At 63.6% G+C, this 17,028-nt stretch carries 15 protein-coding genes; 13 read left to right on the top strand and 2 right to left on the bottom strand.

The features are described from left to right. Positions 1-106: 106 nt before the first annotated feature. A complete protein-coding gene (locus ACFY68_RS01370) occupies positions 107-511 on the bottom strand; it encodes a YkgJ family cysteine cluster protein (RefSeq protein ID WP_387522732.1) in 405 nt (134 codons plus the stop codon). A gap of 186 nt (positions 512-697) precedes the next feature. On the opposite strand from ACFY68_RS01370, the gene ACFY68_RS01365 reads away from it, so the two are divergent. From ACFY68_RS01365 to ACFY68_RS01345, 5 genes are all read left to right on the top strand, one after another. Further along, positions 698-3,148, top strand: coding sequence for a glycogen/starch/alpha-glucan phosphorylase (locus tag ACFY68_RS01365; protein WP_387522730.1), 2,451 nt, complete (start codon positions 698-700; stop codon positions 3,146-3,148). A gap of 266 nt (positions 3,149-3,414) precedes the next feature. Beyond that, a complete protein-coding gene (locus ACFY68_RS01360; protein ID WP_012274595.1) occupies positions 3,415-4,425 on the top strand; it encodes a class 1 fructose-bisphosphatase in 1,011 nt (336 codons plus the stop codon). 3 nt (positions 4,426-4,428) lie between these two features. Then, positions 4,429-5,025, top strand: a complete 597-nt coding sequence (locus ACFY68_RS01355; RefSeq protein ID WP_387522728.1) for a DUF924 family protein — start codon at positions 4,429-4,431, stop codon at positions 5,023-5,025. 178 nt (positions 5,026-5,203) lie between these two features. Next, positions 5,204-5,458: an outer membrane protein assembly factor BamE gene (gene bamE, locus ACFY68_RS01350; protein ID WP_079230016.1), complete on the top strand. Its 255-nt coding sequence runs from the start codon at positions 5,204-5,206 to the stop codon at positions 5,456-5,458. Next, entirely contained in the window at positions 5,455-6,027 is a 573-nt protein-coding gene (locus ACFY68_RS01345) for a lipocalin family protein (protein WP_346614103.1), read from the top strand. Before bamE ends, ACFY68_RS01345 begins: the two co-directional genes overlap by 4 nt. A gap of 76 nt (positions 6,028-6,103) precedes the next feature. Here the strand turns inward: ACFY68_RS01345 and ACFY68_RS01340 are convergent, their stop codons facing one another. Further along, positions 6,104-7,468, bottom strand: coding sequence for a formimidoylglutamate deiminase (locus ACFY68_RS01340; protein ID WP_387522725.1), 1,365 nt, complete (start codon positions 7,466-7,468; stop codon positions 6,104-6,106). Positions 7,469-7,612: 144 nt separating this feature from the next. Between ACFY68_RS01340 and hutC the strand changes: the two genes are divergently transcribed. The 8 genes from hutC (at position 7,613) to hutH (ACFY68_RS01300) (ending at position 16,882) form a co-directional block, all read left to right on the top strand. After that, positions 7,613-8,323, top strand: coding sequence for a histidine utilization repressor (hutC, locus tag ACFY68_RS01335; protein ID WP_346614219.1), 711 nt, complete (start codon positions 7,613-7,615; stop codon positions 8,321-8,323). Next, positions 8,320-8,898, top strand: a complete 579-nt coding sequence (locus ACFY68_RS01330; protein WP_387522724.1) for a HutD family protein — start codon at positions 8,320-8,322, stop codon at positions 8,896-8,898. The genes hutC and ACFY68_RS01330 overlap by 4 nt, the downstream gene beginning before the upstream one ends. A 374-nt stretch (positions 8,899-9,272) precedes the next feature. Then, complete coding sequence (hutU, locus tag ACFY68_RS01325) at positions 9,273-10,952, top strand: urocanate hydratase (protein WP_387522722.1); 1,680 nt, start codon at positions 9,273-9,275, stop codon at positions 10,950-10,952. A 170-nt stretch (positions 10,953-11,122) separates the two neighbouring features. After that, complete coding sequence (locus tag ACFY68_RS01320; RefSeq protein ID WP_387522720.1) at positions 11,123-12,091, top strand: ABC transporter substrate-binding protein; 969 nt, start codon at positions 11,123-11,125, stop codon at positions 12,089-12,091. A 26-nt stretch (positions 12,092-12,117) separates the two neighbouring features. Further along, a complete protein-coding gene (locus ACFY68_RS01315) occupies positions 12,118-12,969 on the top strand; it encodes an ABC transporter permease (RefSeq protein ID WP_387522718.1) in 852 nt (283 codons plus the stop codon). After that, positions 12,966-13,796, top strand: coding sequence for a glycine betaine/L-proline ABC transporter ATP-binding protein (locus ACFY68_RS01310; protein WP_387522716.1), 831 nt, complete (start codon positions 12,966-12,968; stop codon positions 13,794-13,796). The genes ACFY68_RS01315 and ACFY68_RS01310 overlap by 4 nt, the downstream gene beginning before the upstream one ends. An 8-nt stretch (positions 13,797-13,804) precedes the next feature. Continuing rightward, positions 13,805-15,328: a histidine ammonia-lyase gene (hutH, locus tag ACFY68_RS01305; protein ID WP_387522715.1), complete on the top strand. Its 1,524-nt coding sequence runs from the start codon at positions 13,805-13,807 to the stop codon at positions 15,326-15,328. Positions 15,329-15,349: 21 nt separating this feature from the next. Beyond that, a complete protein-coding gene (gene hutH / locus ACFY68_RS01300) occupies positions 15,350-16,882 on the top strand; it encodes a histidine ammonia-lyase (RefSeq protein WP_387522713.1) in 1,533 nt (510 codons plus the stop codon). Positions 16,883-17,028: the final 146 nt, after the last annotated feature.

Below are 17,028 nucleotides of genomic sequence, written 5' to 3'. Positions count from 1 at the left end.
TTGTGCTGGCTGTACCGGCCTCTCGCGGGTAAACCCGCTCCTACAGGTTTTGTGCAACGTAGGGGCGGGCGAGTTTAACCACGAAGACGTCGGTGCAGGCAGTAGCTCAACGGGTAGCCGCTTTCGGCTTGTAAGCACAATACCCCGGCCGTGGCCCGATCTTCGGGTGATTGCGGCAGGTATCCGGGCGCTTGTCATAAATGGTGCACAGGCGGCTCTTGCGATCCAGATACATGCAGTCATCGTTGCTCATCCGGGTCAGGGTGAAGATCCCGGACTTCTGGTTGAAGCGTTCGATGATGCCTTCCTTCTGCAGGCGTTTGGCCACGTTTTTCGGCGGCTCGTCCTTTTCGAACTCGTCCACCACGCCAATGCGGATCAGGTCTTTGATCTTCACTTCCACGGGCAGCGTGCAGCAGGTCGAATGGCAGCCTCCGCACATATGGCTGGCATAGCGCTGCCAGGTTTCCAGGCGGTCGACTTCGGCCGCGGCAATCAGGGTCGTTTTCATCGTTATAGGTGGTGGATCACGGTCTTGGGGCGCGCGATGATACCGGAGTTGTTCAATTTGTGAACAACCTTTTGCCGGATTGGCAAAGTGGGCATGAAAACTGCGAACCGAGACTGTCACTCCCTGTCGAAGGGTCTAGTCTCAACACTCTCCCTGCGCTTTCGTCAACTTGCCCGAGGATGCCGTATGTCCCAGGAACCCAAAGCACGTGATGCCGAGGTGGCCGATTTTCGTGCCGCTGTACTGGACAAGCTTACCTATGCAGTCGGCAAGGACCCTGAGCATGCCTTCGACCACGACTGGTTCGAAGCCATTGCGCTGGCTGCCCGCGATCACATGGTCGACCACTGGATGGACCACACCCGTCAGGCCTATAGACGCAGCCAGAAGCGGGTGTATTACCTCTCCCTTGAATTCCTCATCGGCCGCCTGCTCTATGACAGCCTGAGCAACCTGGGCTTGCTGGACATAGCCCGCGATGCGCTGGAAGGGCTGGATGTGGACCTGGAGCGCATTCGCCTGCTCGAGCCGGACGCCGCTCTAGGTAATGGTGGCCTGGGGCGTCTGGCAGCCTGTTTCATGGAAAGCATGTCGACCCTGGGCATTGCCGCCCACGGTTACGGCATCCGTTACGAGCACGGGCTGTTCCGCCAGGCCATGGTCGATGGCTGGCAGCAGGAGCAGACCGAGAACTGGCTGGATTTCGGCAACCCCTGGGAGTTCGAGCGCGCCGAGGTGATCTACCCGATCAGCTTTGGCGGTAGTGTCGAAACGGTGCACGACGCCCACGGCCAGCAGCGTCAGGTCTGGTCGCCGGGCGAAACGGTGCGGGCGGTTGCCTATGACACGCCGGTGGTTGGCTGGCGCGGGTCCAGCGTCAATACTCTGCGCCTGTGGCGTGCACGGGCGCTGGAAGAACTCCACCTGGAGCGTTTCAACGCCGGTGACCACCTGGGGGCGGTGGCCGAAGTCGCGCGCGCCGAAAGTATCTCGCGGGTGCTGTACCCAGCCGACAGTACCGAGGCTGGCCAGGAGCTGCGCCTGCGCCAGGAATACTTCTTTGTCTCGGCATCGCTGCAGGACCTGCTGCGGCGCCACCTGAACATGCACAAGGACCTGCTCAACCTGCCGGATGCGGCGGCGATCCAGCTCAATGACACGCACCCGTCGATTGCCGTGGCCGAACTGATGCGGCTGCTGGTCGACCAGCACGAAATTCCGTGGGAAAAGGCCTGGGAGCTTACCGTCGGTACATTGGCCTATACCAACCACACCCTGCTGCCCGAAGCCCTGGAAACCTGGCCTGTGGCGCTGATGGAGCGCATGCTGCCGCGGCACATGCAGATCATCTACCTGATCAACGCCTACCATATCGACGCCCTGCGCGCGAAAGGCCTGCATGACTTCGACGTGCTACGGGCAGTGTCGCTGATCGAGGAGGACAACGGCCGCCGGGTGCGCATGGGCAACCTGGCATTCCTCGGCTCACACAGCGTCAACGGGGTGTCGGCGCTGCACAGCAAGCTGATGAAAAGCACGGTGTTCGCCGAGCTGCACAAGCTCTACCCGCAGCGGATCAACAACAAGACCAACGGCATCACCTTCCGCCGCTGGCTGTACCAGGCCAACCCGCAATTGACCGCGATGCTGGTCGAGGCCCTGGGGCCGGAGCTCCTCGACGACCCCGAGGCGCGCCTGGCAAACCTGGTGCCGTTCGCCGACAAGGGGGGCTTTCGCAAGGCGTTCGCCGCGCAGCGCCTGCACAGCAAGCGCGCACTGGCCAGCATCATTCAGGACCGCGTCGGGGTTACGGTCAACCCAGAGGCGCTGTTCGATGTGCAGGTCAAGCGCATCCACGAATACAAGCGCCAGCTGCTCAACCTGTTGCACACCGTGGCGCTGTACCAGGCCATACGCAACGACCCCGGTATCAACTGGGTGCCCCGGGTGAAGATCTTTGCCGGCAAGGCGGCGGCCAGCTACCACCAGGCCAAGCTGATCATCAAGCTGGCCAACGACATCGCCCGCGTGGTCAACAACGACCCCACCGTGCGTGGCCTGCTCAAGGTGGTGTTCCTGCCCAACTACAACGTCAGCCTGGCGGAGAGCATCATCCCGGCAGCGGACCTGTCGGAGCAGATCTCCACTGCCGGCTACGAAGCCTCGGGTACCAGCAACATGAAGTTCGGCCTCAATGGCGCGCTGACCATCGGCACCCTGGACGGTGCCAACGTGGAGATGTGCGAACAGGTGGGTGCCGACAACATGTTCATCTTCGGTTTGACTGCGCAGCAGGTCGAGGCGCGCAAGCGTGCCGGCGACTTTGGTGCCAGTGCCGCGATAGCCGCCTCCAACCGCTTGAACGATGTACTGCAGGCGATCCGCAGTGGTGTGTTTTCGCCGGATGACCCTGGGCGCTATGCCGGGCTGATCGATGGGCTGGTGGCGTACGACCGCTTCCTGGTCTGCGCCGATTTCGATGCCTACTGGGATGCCCAGCGGCGCGTCGAGGAGTTGTGGCATACACCGCAGGAGTGGTGGCGCATTGCAGTGCTGAACACGGCGCGGATGGGCTGGTTCTCTTCGGACCGGACCATTCGCGAGTATGCGACCGATATCTGGAAGGCGCTGGATTGAGTGCTGGGGCCGCGTTGCGGCCCATTCGCGGGGCAAGCCCGCTCCCACAGGATCTGCGTTGCCTTGAAGGCAGCACAAAACCTTTGGGAGCCGGCTTGCCGGCGATTGGGCTGCACAGCAGCCCCAACTGACCACCGGCCAGGCCATCGCTGAACTACCGACCTAAAGTGCCGTCTGACTGCCCAGCGAGTCTCTTTGCTCGCTAGCATTCAACTCTCCCTGTAAACTGCGGGGGTTTTTCTCCCCCAATCCGTTCGGAGCCATACATGTCCCGCGTTACCCTGAGTCGCTATCTGATTGAGCAGACCCGCAGCAACAATACCCCTGCCGATCTGCGCTTCCTGATCGAAGTGGTAGCGCGTGCGTGCAAGGAAATCAGCCACCACGTGTCCAAGGGCGCCCTCGGCGGCGTGCTGGGCAGCATGGGCACCGAAAACGTGCAGGGCGAAGTGCAGAAGAAGCTGGACGTGATTTCCAACGACATCCTGCTCGAAGCCAACGAGTGGGGCGGCCACCTGGCCGGCATGGCGTCCGAAGAAATGGACAACGCCTACCAGATCCCGGGCAAATACCCGAAAGGCGCCTACCTGCTGGTCTTCGACCCGCTCGACGGCTCGTCGAACATCGACGTCAACGTCTCGGTCGGCACCATCTTCTCGGTACTGCGTTGCCCTAACCAGTACCTGAGCCAGAACGAAAGCCTGAACGAAGAAGCATTCCTGCAGCCAGGTACCGAGCAGGTCGCTGCCGGTTATGCCATCTACGGCCCGCAGACCATGCTGATCCTGACCCTGGGCAACGGCGTCAAGGGCTTCACCCTGGACCGCGAACTGGGCAGCTTCGTTCTGACCCACGAAAACATCCAGGTACCGGCTACCACCGCCGAGTTCGCCATCAACATGTCCAACCAGCGCCACTGGGAAGCCCCGGTACAGCGTTACGTGGGCGAGCTGCTGGCCGGTGAGACCGGGCCACTGAAAAAGAACTACAACATGCGCTGGATCGCCTCCATGGTGGCCGACGTACACCGTATCCTGACCCGTGGCGGCCTGTTCATGTACCCGCGCGATGCCCGCGAGCCGAGCAAGCCGGGCAAGCTGCGCCTGATGTACGAAGCCAACCCGATGTCGTTCATCATCGAGCAGGCTGGCGGCGCCTCCACCAACGGTTACGATCGCATCCTCGACATCAAGCCAGAGAGCCTGCACCAGCGCGTGTCGGTGATCCTCGGCTCGAAGGAAGAGGTTGAGCGCGTTACCGCCTATCACAAGGAGTAAGACATGCTCGCACCTTGGCAGCCGTTGCTGGAGTGGTGGTTCGGTTGGGGCACCAGTCCCCAGGCCGTGGCTGACGAGAAGAGCACGCTGTGGTTCGGCAAGCATCACGATGGCGAAGCCCAGGCGGTGTTTGGCGAGCTGGTTGAGCATGCCCTGGCGGGCGGGCTCGACGAGTGGCAGCAAAGCCCGCAAGGCTGGCTCGGCCTGTTGCTCCTGCTGGACCAGCTGCCGCGCATGATCTACCGCGATACGCCGCGCGCTTTCGAGGGCGACCGGCGTGCCCAGGTGGTCGCGCTGCAGGGTTTGCAGAAGGGCTGGGATTACCAACTGCTGCCGATCCAGCGAGTGTTCGTGCTGCTGGTGCTGGAGCATGCCGAAGTGCTGGACTGGCAGAACCTCTGCGTCGAACGCTATCAGGTGCTGCTGGATGAGCAGCCAGAGGCCCACCGACGCTTGTTCGAAGGCTTCCTCGACTATGCCGAGCAGCACCAGCGCGTGATTGCACGGTTCGGGCGCTTCCCGCACCGCAACCTGATGCTGGAGCGGCCGAGCACCAGCGAAGAGATGGATTTTCTGCTGGAGCCTGGCTCCAGGTTCTGAGTAATGAATGGGGCCGCTATGCGGCCCCATTTGTTTTTGGAGCCTGAAGCGCCTGCGCAGCGCCAGCCGACCAACGGTGTTGAACGAAAGGCGTGCAGGTAGGGAACCAGGGAGCGATTTTCCCGTCGAAGGTCACTGCAGCCACTCGCCTGCACCCACCTTCCAGGAGTGTCCCTTCATGTCGTTGCGTTCCCTCGCCCTGTTGTCCTTGTGCGTCGTCCTGACTGCGTGCAGCAAGATCAATCAGGAAAACTATTCCAAGCTCAAGGCCGGTATGAACAAGGCCGAGGTCGAGCAACTGCTCGGCACGCCCACCGAGTGCTCTGGCGCACTGGGCATGAGCAGCTGCACCTGGGGGGACGAGAAGAGCTTCATCAGCGTGCAGTATGCAGCTGACAAGGTATTGATGTACTCAGGGCAGGGCCTCAAATGACGCGTCTGCACCTGCTGCTGGGGTTGTGCCTGGTGATGCTGTTGGGTGGCTGCGCCACCTCGGCCAACGACCCGCTGGCGCCCAAGACCGCCGGTAACGTCGACCTCAAGCGGTACCAGGGCAAGTGGTACGAGCTGGCCCGCTTGCCGATGCCGTACCAGAGCGAATGCGCCCAGTCCGAGGCCCATTACAACCTCAAGCCTGACGGCTCGTACGGTGTGCTCAACCGTTGCCGCACGATGGGTGATGAATGGCTGCGCGCCGAAGGCCACGCCAACATTCAGCAGCCGGGGCATACCGACAGGTTGTGGGTGGAATTCGACAACTGGTTCACCCGCCTGGTGCCTGGCCTGACCAGGGGCGAATACTGGATCCTGTACGTGGATGAGCGTTACCGTACGGCGATCGTCGGCAGCCCGGACCGCAAATACCTGTGGATTCTGTCGCGCACGCCTTCATTGCCGGCATGGGAGCGTGAGAACCTGCAGGCCAAGGCACGGCAGCAGGGTTATGACACCAGCCGGTTGATTTGGCGGATGGCGGACAAGCAGATCGTGCAGATGCATTGAGTCGACTGGGGCCGCTTTGCGGCCCTTTCGCGACACAAGGCCGCTCCCACAACTGGCTGCACACCCGCCCATGCAGTCAACCCAGCAGCTGGCGCAACACCTCGACAAACGCCAGCGCGCTTTGCGCTTCCTGTTCGTGCCGCCCCTGGCGCACCACCCACTGCCCATTGACCATTACATCGCGCACCTGGCGGTCGCCCCCGGCGAACAGCCAGCGGTTAAGAATGGCATCGCCATCGGCCATGGCGATATACGGGTCCTGGCCATCAAGTACCAGCCAGTCAGCACGCTTGCCCACCGCCAGTTCACCGATGGGCTGCCCCAGTGCCTGGGCACCGCCACGCAATGCAGCGTCATACAACGTGCGCCCGACCATCGGCTGGTCTTCCCGGTGCAGCCGGTTGCGCCGCTGGTCACGCAGGCGTTGGCCGTATTCCAGCCAACGCAGCTCCTCGACCACGCTGAGTGACACATGGCTGTCGGAGCCGATACCCATGCGCCCACCCTGGGCCAGGAAGTCCACCGCCGGGAAAATACCGTCACCCAGGTTGGCCTCGGTGGTCAGGCACAGGCCTGCCACGGCTTTACTGCGGGCCATGGCCGCCACTTCTGCAGGCTGCGCATGGGTGGCATGCACCAGGCACCAGCGCGCATCCACCGGCACATGTTCATACAGCCATTGCAGCGGACGCAGGCCACTCCAGGCCAGGCAGTCGTCGACCTCCTTCTGTTGTTCGGCGATGTGAATATGGATGGGGCATTGCTGATTGCCGGCAGCCAGCACTTCGGTGATCTGCTCAGGCGTTACCGCGCGCAACGAGTGAAAGCACAGGCCCAGCTGCTGTGCAGGCTGCCCCGCCAGTACCGGGGCCAGCTGCGCTTGCAGTTGCAGGTAGTGCTCGGTGGAGTTGATGAAGCGCCGCTGCCCTTGGTTGGGTGCCTGGCCGCCGAAACCGGCATGGCTGTAAAGCACCGGCAGCAAGGTCAGGCCAATGCCGCTGCTGGCCGCCGCAGCACTGATGCGCCGGGAAAGTTCGGCCGGGTCGGCGTAAGGCTCGCCCGCCTGGTCATGGTGCACGTAGTGGAACTCGGCAACCGAGGTGTAGCCGGCCTTGAGCATCTCGATGTATAGCTGGCGGGCGATGACCTGCAGTTGCTCTGGCGTTATCTTGCCGACCAGGCGGTACATCAGTTCGCGCCAGGTCCAGAAGCTGTCGTTGGGGTTGCCCGCCACCTCCGCCAGGCCCGCCATGGCTCGTTGAAAGGCATGGGAGTGCAGGTTGGGCATGCCCGGCAATACTGGGCCACTGAGGCGCTCGGCGCCTTCGGCACTGGCATCGGCTTGAACCGCAGCCAGGTGGCCATCGGCGGCCACCTCGAAGCGAACATTGTTGGCCCAACCGCTGGGCAGGAGGGCACGTTCGGCGTAGTAGGCGGGCATTGCGCTATCCTGTTATTGTTCAACTTGTATATACATATACAGCCGTTTGCCTGCCGGGTAAACTCCGGCAAGCTACCGTTCAACCCAATTGCACAAGGATCAAACGCCGTGCCGACACCTCCTGTCTCCGCGCTGGTAGCCCAGATGGGCGAGGGCCCGGCGCCGCTCTACGCCCGGGTCAAACAGATGATCATTCAGCACATCGAGAATGGCAGCTGGCCGCCGCACCACCGGGTGCCGTCCGAAAGCGAGCTGGTCAGCCAGCTGGGTTTCAGCCGCATGACCATCAACCGCGCGCTGCGCGAGCTCACTGCCGAAGGGCTGCTGGTGCGGATGCAGGGCGTCGGCACCTTCGTTGCCGAACCCAAGACCCGTTCGGCGTTGTTCGAGGTCAACAACATCGCTGACGAAATCGCCGCACGTGGCCACCAGCATAGCTGCCAGGTCATCACCCTGGCCGAGGAAGCGGCCGGCTCCGAGCGCGCCCTGGCCCTGGACATGCGCGAAGGCCAGCGGGTGTTTCATTCGCTGATCGTGCATTACGAAAACGGCGTGCCGGTGCAGATCGAAGACCGCTACGTCAACGCGCAGATCGCCCCCGACTACCTCAAGCAGGACTTCACCCGGCAGACACCTTACGCCTACCTGTCCCAGGTAGCACCGCTGACCGAGGGCGAGCACGTGGTCGAAGCCATCCTCGCCGAGGCGCACGAGTGCCAGTTGCTGCAGATCGAAGCGGGCGAACCTTGCCTGCTGATCCGCCGCCGTACCTGGTCCGGTCGCCAGCCCGTTACTGCGGCGCGGCTGATTCACCCCGGTTCCCGTCATCGCCTGGAAGGACGCTTCAGCAAATGAGCCAGTTGCAGTGGTTACGCGCCCAAGACTACCCGCGCATGCCGTGGAAGAACGGCGGTGGCTTCACTGAAGAAATCACCCGCGATGCGGGCGACGGGCTGGATGGCTTTGGCTGGCGCCTGTCGATCGCCGACATCGAAGCGTCTGGCGGCTTCTCCAGCTTTGCCGGTTACCAGCGGATCATCACCGTACTGCAAGGTGATGGCATGCGCCTGACGGTGGATGGCGCACCCAGCCGCCCACTGCTGCCGTTCGATGCCTATGCGTTCAGTGGTGAGAGCCACGTGAGCTGCATGCTATTGGGCGGGCCGATTCGCGACTTCAACCTGATCTATGCGCCGGGGCGTTACCGGGCACGCTTGCAGTGGTTCAACGGTGGGGGTCGGTGGTTCAGCGCTGCCAGCACCGTATTGATTTTCAGTGGCCAGGCGCAACTGCAGGTGAGTCTTGATGGCCAGGTGCACCCGGCGCTGGGGCTGTATGACTGCTTGCAACTGAGCGGTAACGACCGTTCGGTCGAAGTGGATGTGCTGGGCCGCTGCTGTGTTATCGAGCTTAACCCGCTTTTTGAGTGATGCCTGCAGCCCTATCGCGGGCAAGCCCGCTCCTACAGGCACCCCATTGCCCTTGTAGGAGCGGGCTTGCCCGCGATAGGGTCGGAAAAGTTACCCGGTAACGCTCCCAAACCGCTCACGCTGTTACCGATCGCCCCAAGATGGCGCAATGCCGTCGAGCTGCTCGCTGCGCTCCTCAACCCCCCACCCAGCTTTTCTAACTTTCCCAACCGTTGATCTACGGGGGCTCCACCCCCCTTCGTGCGCCCGAAAAACACCTGCAAACTCAACTTGGCAATTCAATTGCATATGCTTGTATGTACAAGTAAAGCCAAGTGCGCGAAAGTGGATAGGCCGTCCCCATTCGCGCTGTACGCACCCGAGGAGCACTTTTCGTGACTGACAACAAACTCAACAAATTCCGTGACGTCGAGATCCGCGCCCCGCGTGGCAACAAGCTGACGGCCAAAAGCTGGCTGACCGAAGCGCCGCTGCGCATGCTGATGAACAACCTCGACCCGCAGGTCGCCGAAAACCCGAAAGAGCTGGTGGTGTACGGCGGCATTGGCCGCGCCGCGCGCAACTGGGCCTGCTACGACAAGATCGTCGAAAGCCTGACCAACCTGAACGACGATGAAACCCTGCTGGTGCAGTCAGGCAAGCCGGTTGGCGTGTTCAAGACCCACACCAACGCCCCGCGCGTGCTGATCGCCAACTCCAACCTGGTGCCGCACTGGGCCAACTGGGAACACTTCAACGAACTCGACGCCAAGGGCCTGGCCATGTACGGCCAGATGACCGCCGGCAGCTGGATCTACATCGGCAGCCAGGGCATCGTCCAAGGCACTTACGAAACCTTCGTCGAGGCTGGCCGCCAGCACTACGGCGGCAGCCTGAAAGGCAAGTGGGTACTGACTGCGGGCCTCGGCGGCATGGGCGGCGCCCAGCCACTGGCCGCAACCCTGGCCGGTGCCTGCTCGCTGAACATCGAATGCCAGCAGAGCCGTATCGACTTCCGTCTCGACACCCGCTACGTCGACGAGCAAGCCAAGGACCTCGACGACGCCCTGGCTCGCATCGCCAAGTACACCGCCGAAGGCAAGGCGATCTCCATCGCCCTGCATGGCAACGCCGCCGAGATCTTGCCGGAGCTGGTCAAGCGCGGCGTGCGCCCGGACATGGTCACCGACCAGACCAGCGCCCACGACCCGCTCAACGGCTACCTGCCAGCCGGCTGGACCTGGGAGCAATACCGCGACCGCGCCCAGACCGAGCCCGCCGCCGTGGTCAAGGCCGCCAAGCAGTCCATGGCCGTGCACGTGCAGGCCATGCTGGACTTCCAGAAGCAAGGCGTGCCGACCTTCGACTACGGCAACAACATCCGCCAGATGGCCAAGGAAGAAGGCGTTGCCAATGCCTTCGACTTCCCAGGCTTCGTCCCCGCTTATATCCGCCCGCTGTTCTGCCGCGGCATCGGCCCGTTCCGCTGGGCGGCGCTGTCTGGCGAGGCCGAGGACATCTACAAGACCGACGCCAAGGTCAAGGAACTGATCCCCGATGACGCCCACCTGCACCGCTGGCTGGACATGGCCCGCGAGCGCATCAGCTTCCAGGGCCTGCCGGCACGTATCTGCTGGGTGGGCCTGGGCCTGCGCGCGAAGCTGGGCCTGGCGTTCAACGAAATGGTGCGCAGCGGCGAGCTGTCGGCGCCGATCGTGATCGGCCGTGACCACCTCGACTCGGGCTCGGTGTCTAGCCCGAACCGCGAAACCGAAGCCATGCAGGACGGTTCGGATGCCGTGTCCGATTGGCCGCTGCTCAACGCACTGCTGAACACCGCCAGCGGTGCGACCTGGGTGTCGCTGCACCATGGCGGCGGGGTGGGCATGGGCTTCTCGCAGCACTCGGGCATGGTCATCGTGTGTGATGGCACCGACGAGGCGGCCGAGCGCATCGCCCGCGTGCTGACCAACGACCCGGCCACCGGGGTGATGCGCCATGCTGATGCTGGCTACCAGATTGCGATTGATTGCGCCAAAGAGCAGGGGTTGAACCTGCCGATGATTACTGGCTGACAGGGCCTGGGGGCTGCTGCGCAGCCCTGCAGATAAATCCGCACCTACAGGTACAACGCTGAACCTTGTAGGAGCGGATTCATCCGCGATGGGCCGCAACGCGGCCCCGATCGGCCATTTTCTTTGCAAGGACTGCCGATTTCCACTTTCAAGTTTGGGAGCGTCACGCAATGAAAACCAACAAGACCTTGCTTGCCTCGCTGTTCGCCCTCGGCCTGCTCGGCGCTGCCGGCAGCAGCCAGGCCGCCGGCTGGTGCGAGTCTGGCAAGCCGGTGAAGTTCGCCGGGCTGAACTGGGAAAGCGGCATGCTGCTGACCGACGTGATGCAGTTCGTACTGAAGAACGGCTACGGCTGCGAAACCGACAGCCTGCCCGGCAACTCCATCACCATGGAAAACGCCCTGGGCACCAATGACATCCAGGTCTTTGCCGAAGAGTGGGTCGGCCGCAGCGAGGTCTGGAAGAAGGCCGAGGCGGCCGGCAAGGTGGTTGGCGTCGGCGCCCCGGTGGTGGGCGCAGAGGAGGGTTGGTACGTGCCCCGCTACGTGATCGAGGGCGACGCCAAGCGCAAGCTCGAAGCCAAGGCGCCAGCGCTCAAGAGCGTGGCTGACCTGGGCAAATACGCCAGCGTGTTCAAGGACCAGGAAGAACCGAGCAAAGGCCGGTTCTACAACTGCCCGGCCGGTTGGACCTGCGAACTGGACAACAGCAGGATGCTCAAGGAATACGGCCTGGAGAGCAGCTATACCAACTTCCGCCCCGGCACCGGCCCGGCCCTGGATGCCGCCGTGCTGTCGAGCTACAAGCGTGGCGAGCCGATTCTCTTCTACTACTGGACGCCCACCCCGCTGATGGGCCAGGTCGACTTGGTCAAGCTGCAGGAAAAAGAGCGTGTGGACAAGTCAGTGTCGATCAAGGTCGGGCTGTCGAAGGCCTTCCACGAACAAGCCCCCGAGCTGGTCGCGGTGCTGGAAAAGGTCAACCTGCCGATCGACCTGCTGAACCAGAACCTGGCGCGCATGACCAAGGATCGGATCGAGTCGCCCGCGCTGGCCAAGGCGTTCCTCAAGGAACATCCTGAAGTCTGGCAGGCCTGGGTCAGCGATGAGGCTGCCAAGAAGATCAACGCGGCGCTCTGAGCGTCCTCAGCTGATGAGTGAACCCCATGTTTCCTGACAACCTGACATTCTCCATCGCCGACTGGGTCAACGGCTGGGTCGACGCCCTGGTGACCAACTATGGCGACGTGTTCCGGCATATCTCCGACACCCTGCTGTGGGCCATTGTCAGCCTCGAAGGCATGCTGCGCGCCACCCCGTGGTGGCTGATGCTGGGCGTGGTGGCGGTCATTGCCTGGCACGCCACTCGGCGCATCCTGCCGACCCTGGTGATCACCGGCCTGCTGTTCCTGGTCGGTGCCGTCGGCCTGTGGGACAAGCTGATGCAGACCCTGGCGCTGATGCTGGTCGCCACGCTGATCTCGGTGATGGTGGGCATCCCGCTGGGCATCCTGTCGGCGCGCAGCAACCGCCTGCGGGCAGTGCTGATGCCGCTGCTGGACATCATGCAGACCATGCCCAGCTTCGTGTACCTGATCCCGGTGCTGATGCTGTTCGGCCTGGGCAAGGTGCCTGCGATCTTCGCCACAGTGATCTATGCCGCGCCGCCGCTGATCCGCCTGACCGACCTGGGCATTCGCCAGGTGGACGGCGAAGTGATGGAGGCGATCAACGCCTTTGGTGCCAACCGCTGGCAACAACTGTTCGGCGTGCAATTGCCGCTGGCCTTGCCGAGCATCATGGCGGGCATCAACCAGACCACCATGATGGCCCTGTCGATGGTGGTGATCGCGTCGATGATCGGCGCCCGTGGCCTGGGTGAAGACGTACTGGTGGGCATCCAGACCCTCAACGTCGGCCGCGGCCTCGAAGCCGGCCTGGCCATCGTCATTCTTGCGGTGGTGATCGACCGCATTACCCAGGCCTATGGCCGGCCACGCCATGAGGTGAGCAAATGAGCACGCAGCCGATCAGCAAGATCGAGGTGAAGAACGTCTTCAAGATCTTCGGCGACCGCGCCGCCGAGGCGTTGCAGTTGATCCGCAACAACCAGAGCAAGGAGCAGGTGCTGGCGCAGACCGGCTGCGTGGTTGGGGTCAATGACCTGTCGCTGTCCATCGGTAGCGGCGAAATCTTCGTGATCATGGGCCTGTCCGGGTCGGGCAAGTCGACCCTGGTGCGCCACTTCAACCGGCTAATCGACCCCACCAGCGGGCAGATCCTGGTCGATGGTGAAGACATCCTGCAGTACGACATGGAGGCGCTGCGCGAATTTCGCCGGCGCAAGATCAGCATGGTGTTCCAGAGCTTCGGCCTGCTGCCGCACCGCAATGTGCTGGACAACGTCGCCTACGGCCTGAAGGTACGCGGCGAGAGCAAGCAGTTGTGCGCCGAGCGTGCCCAGCAATGGATCGAGACCGTGGGCCTCAAGGGCTACGAGAAGAAGTACCCGCACCAGTTGTCGGGCGGCATGCGCCAGCGCGTCGGCCTGGCCCGGGCATTGGCGGCGGACACTGACATCATCCTCATGGACGAGGCCTTCAGCGCCCTCGACCCGTTGATCCGCGCAGAGATGCAGGACCAGTTGCTGGAACTGCAGAAAACCCTGCACAAGACCATCGTGTTCATCACCCATGACCTGGACGAAGCCGTGCGCATCGGCAACCGCATCGCCATCCTCAAGGACGGCCGGCTGATCCAGGTGGGCACGCCGCACCAGATCCTCCATAACCCGGCCGACGATTATGTCGACCGCTTCGTCCAGCGCCGCGCGGTCGCGGTATGAGGAACAGCATGTCGCACGTTGAAACCGTGGTCTTCGATGGTGCCCCACTGCGCTGGCAGGGCATCGCCGCCGTGGCCCGCCATGGCGCGCGCCTTGAGTTGGCGCCGGATATCTGGGCGCGCATCGACAATGCCCAGGCGATCGTCCGCCATATCGTTGAAAGTGGTGAGCGTGCCTACGGTGTGAACACCGGCCTGGGTGCGCTGTGCAATGTGTCGCTGCAGGGCGAGCAGCTCAGCCAGCTGTCGCGCAACACCTTGCTCAGCCACGCCTGCGGCGTCGGCCCGGCGTTGCCGGATGAACAAACCCGGGCGATCATCTGCGCTGCCATTGCCAATTACAGCCACGGCAAGTCGGGCATCCAGCGCAGCGTGGTCGACGCGCTGCTGGCACTGCTCAACCATGGCATTACCCCTCAGGTGCCGTCGCAGGGCTCGGTCGGCTACCTGACCCACATGGCCCATGTAGGCGTGTGCCTGCTGGGCATCGGCAAGGTCAGCTACCGCGGGCAGATTGTCGACGCCGCCGAGGCCCTGGCTGCCGAAGGGTTGGCGCCGGTACAACTGGCGGCAAAGGACGGCCTGTGCCTGGTCAATGGCACGCCGTGCATGACCGGCCTGGCCAGCCTGGCGCTGGACGATGCCAGCCGCCTGCTGCAGTGGGCCGATGTGATCGGCGCCATGAGCTTCGAGGCGCTGCGGGGTCAGATCGCTGCCTTTGACCCCGAGATCATCGCGCTCAAGCCGCATCCGGGCATGCAAGTGGTGGGTAAAAACTTGCGCGCCTTGCTGGCGGAAAGCGAAGTCATCGCCACCAGCAAAGGCATCCGCACCCAGGACGCCCTCAGCATCCGTTCGATCCCGCAGGTGCACGGCGCCGCTCGTGACCAGTTTGCCCACGCGGTGAAGCAGATCGAGGCCGAGCTCAACGGCGCCAATGACAACCCGCTTTTGTTGGGCACCCCAGAGGATTTCCGCGTGGTCTCCCAGGCCAACCCGCACGGCCAGTCGGTGGCCATGGCCGCCGACCTGCTGGCGATTGCCATGGCCGAGATCGGGTCGATAGCCGAGCGCCGCCTGGACCGCCTGGTCAACCCGCATGTCAGTGGCCTGCCGGCGTTTCTGGTCAGCAACCCCGGGGTCAACTCGGGGATGATGATCGCCCAATACGTTGCCGCCTCGCTGTGTGCGCAGAACCGCCAGCTGGCGCAACCGGCGGTGCTCGACAACTACGTCACCTCTGGCCTGCAGGAAGACCACCTGAGCCTGGGCACCAATGCCGCGCTCAAGCTGCACCAGGTGCTGGAAAACTGCACCCAGATCCTCGCCATCGAATACCTGCTGGCCGCTCAAGCCTTTGAATTCCTCAAGGAACAGCGTTTCGGCATTGGCACCGATGCCGCCTGGCGCCTGCTGCGCGAGCAGGTGCCGGCGTACCTTGAAGACCGCTGGCTGGCCCCGGACATCGCCCGCGCCGCGGCGCTGCTGAAAGCTTCGCAAGGGCCGCAGCCTGTGCTGCCGGCCCTGCACTGAACAACTAAAAGGAGAATGTACATGGAAGCCCTGAACCTTGTCCCTGGCCAGCTGACCCTGGCCCAGCTGCGCCGCATCCACCACGCGCCGCTGCGCTTGAGCCTGGATGCCAGTGCGGGGGCCGGCATCGATGCCAGCGTGGCCGTGGTCGAGCGGATCATCGCCGAAGACCGCACCGCTTACGGCATCAACACCGGTTTCGGCCTGCTGGCCTCGACCCGCATCGCCAGCCACGACCTGGAAAACCTGCAGCGCTCGCTGGTGCTGTCGCATGCCGCCGGCATCGGCGCACCGCTGGACGACGCAATGGTGCGGCTGATCATGGTGCTGAAGATCAACAGCCTCAGCCGTGGCTTTTCCGGTATCCGCCGCAAGGTCATCGATGCCTTGATCACCCTCGTCAACGCCGAGGTCTACCCGCATATCCCGCTCAAGGGCTCGGTGGGTGCCTCCGGTGACCTGGCGCCGCTGGCGCACATGTCGCTGGTGCTACTGGGCGAAGGCAAGGCGCGCTACCAAGGTGAATGGCTCCCAGCCAGCGAGGCCCTGGCAGTCGCCGGCCTGGAGCCGCTGACCCTGGCTGCCAAAGAAGGCCTGGCGCTGCTCAACGGCACCCAGGCGTCCACCGCCTATGCCCTGCGCGGCCTGTTCCAGGCTGAAGACCTGTACGCTGCGGCCATCACCTGCGGCGGCCTGACCGTCGAGGCGGTGCTGGGCTCGCGTTCGCCATTCGACGCACGCATCCATGATGCGCGCGGCCAGCGCGGCCAGATCGATACCGCCGCGTGCTTCCGCGACCTGCTGGGCGAGTCCAGTGAGGTTTCGCAGTCGCACAAGCACTGCGGCAAGGTCCAGGACCCGTATTCGCTGCGTTGCCAGCCGCAGGTCATGGGCGCCTGCCTGACCCAGCTGCGCCAGGCAGCCGAAGTGCTGTCGGTCGAGGCCAACGCCGTGTCGGACAACCCGCTGGTGTTCGCCGCCGAAGGCGATGTGGTGTCGGGCGGTAACTTCCACGCAGAGCCTGTGGCCATGGCCGCCGACAACCTCGCCCTGGCCATCGCTGAAATCGGGGCGCTGAGCGAGCGCCGCATCTCGCTGATGATGGACAAGCACATGTCGCAGCTGCCGCCATTCCTGGTGGAAAACGGCGGGGTCAACTCCGGCTTCATGATCGCCCAGGTGACAGCCGCCGCCCTGGCCAGCGAGAACAAGGCGCTGTCGCACCCGCACAGCGTCGACAGCCTGCCCACCTCGGCCAACCAGGAGGACCATGTGTCCATGGCGCCAGCGGCGGGCAAGCGCTTGTGGGAAATGGCCGAGAACACCCGCGGGGTGCTCGCTATCGAGTGGCTGGGCGCATGCCAGGGGCTGGACCTGCGCGAAGGGCTGAAGACCTCGGTGAAGCTGGAAACGGCGCGCCAGGTGCTGCGCCGCGAAGTACCGCACTATGACCACGACCGGTTCTTCTCGCCGGATATCGAGATGGCCAGTGCGTTGTTGGCAGAGGGCAAGCTGACCGGTTTGTTGCCGGCTGGGGTCCTGCCGAGCCTGTGACACCGCCGGGGCCGCTGTGCGGCCCATTCGCGGGGCAAGCCCGCTCCCACAGTTACTCCACTGTCATTTTGAGCGGCGCTGAACCTGTGGGAGCGGGCTTGCCCCGCGAATGGGCTGCACAGCAGCCCCAGAATGCACCGCAAAAC

It is taken from the genome of Pseudomonas sp. NPDC012596 (genome assembly GCF_042902325.1).
Taxonomy (GTDB): Bacteria; Pseudomonadota; Gammaproteobacteria; order Pseudomonadales; family Pseudomonadaceae; genus Aquipseudomonas.
The sequence above is the reverse complement of the archived record's forward strand: the minus strand, read 5'-3'. Positions and strand labels throughout refer to the sequence as shown.

Coding starts and splice junctions, on each gene's coding strand:
- ACFY68_RS01370 (WP_387522732.1), bottom strand. CDS start 511: ATGAAAACGACCCTGATTGCCGCGGCCGAAGTCGACCGCCTGGAAACC.
- ACFY68_RS01365 (WP_387522730.1), top strand. CDS start 698: ATGTCCCAGGAACCCAAAGCACGTGATGCCGAGGTGGCCGATTTTCGT.
- ACFY68_RS01360 (WP_012274595.1), top strand. CDS start 3,415: ATGTCCCGCGTTACCCTGAGTCGCTATCTGATTGAGCAGACCCGCAGC.
- ACFY68_RS01355 (WP_387522728.1), top strand. CDS start 4,429: ATGCTCGCACCTTGGCAGCCGTTGCTGGAGTGGTGGTTCGGTTGGGGC.
- bamE (WP_079230016.1), top strand. CDS start 5,204: ATGTCGTTGCGTTCCCTCGCCCTGTTGTCCTTGTGCGTCGTCCTGACT.
- ACFY68_RS01345 (WP_346614103.1), top strand. CDS start 5,455: ATGACGCGTCTGCACCTGCTGCTGGGGTTGTGCCTGGTGATGCTGTTG.
- ACFY68_RS01340 (WP_387522725.1), bottom strand. CDS start 7,468: ATGCCCGCCTACTACGCCGAACGTGCCCTCCTGCCCAGCGGTTGGGCC.
- hutC (WP_346614219.1), top strand. CDS start 7,613: ATGGGCGAGGGCCCGGCGCCGCTCTACGCCCGGGTCAAACAGATGATC.
- ACFY68_RS01330 (WP_387522724.1), top strand. CDS start 8,320: ATGAGCCAGTTGCAGTGGTTACGCGCCCAAGACTACCCGCGCATGCCG.
- ACFY68_RS01320 (WP_387522720.1), top strand. CDS start 11,123: ATGAAAACCAACAAGACCTTGCTTGCCTCGCTGTTCGCCCTCGGCCTG.
- ACFY68_RS01315 (WP_387522718.1), top strand. CDS start 12,118: ATGTTTCCTGACAACCTGACATTCTCCATCGCCGACTGGGTCAACGGC.
- ACFY68_RS01310 (WP_387522716.1), top strand. CDS start 12,966: ATGAGCACGCAGCCGATCAGCAAGATCGAGGTGAAGAACGTCTTCAAG.
- hutH (WP_387522715.1), top strand. CDS start 13,805: ATGTCGCACGTTGAAACCGTGGTCTTCGATGGTGCCCCACTGCGCTGG.
- hutH (WP_387522713.1), top strand. CDS start 15,350: ATGGAAGCCCTGAACCTTGTCCCTGGCCAGCTGACCCTGGCCCAGCTG.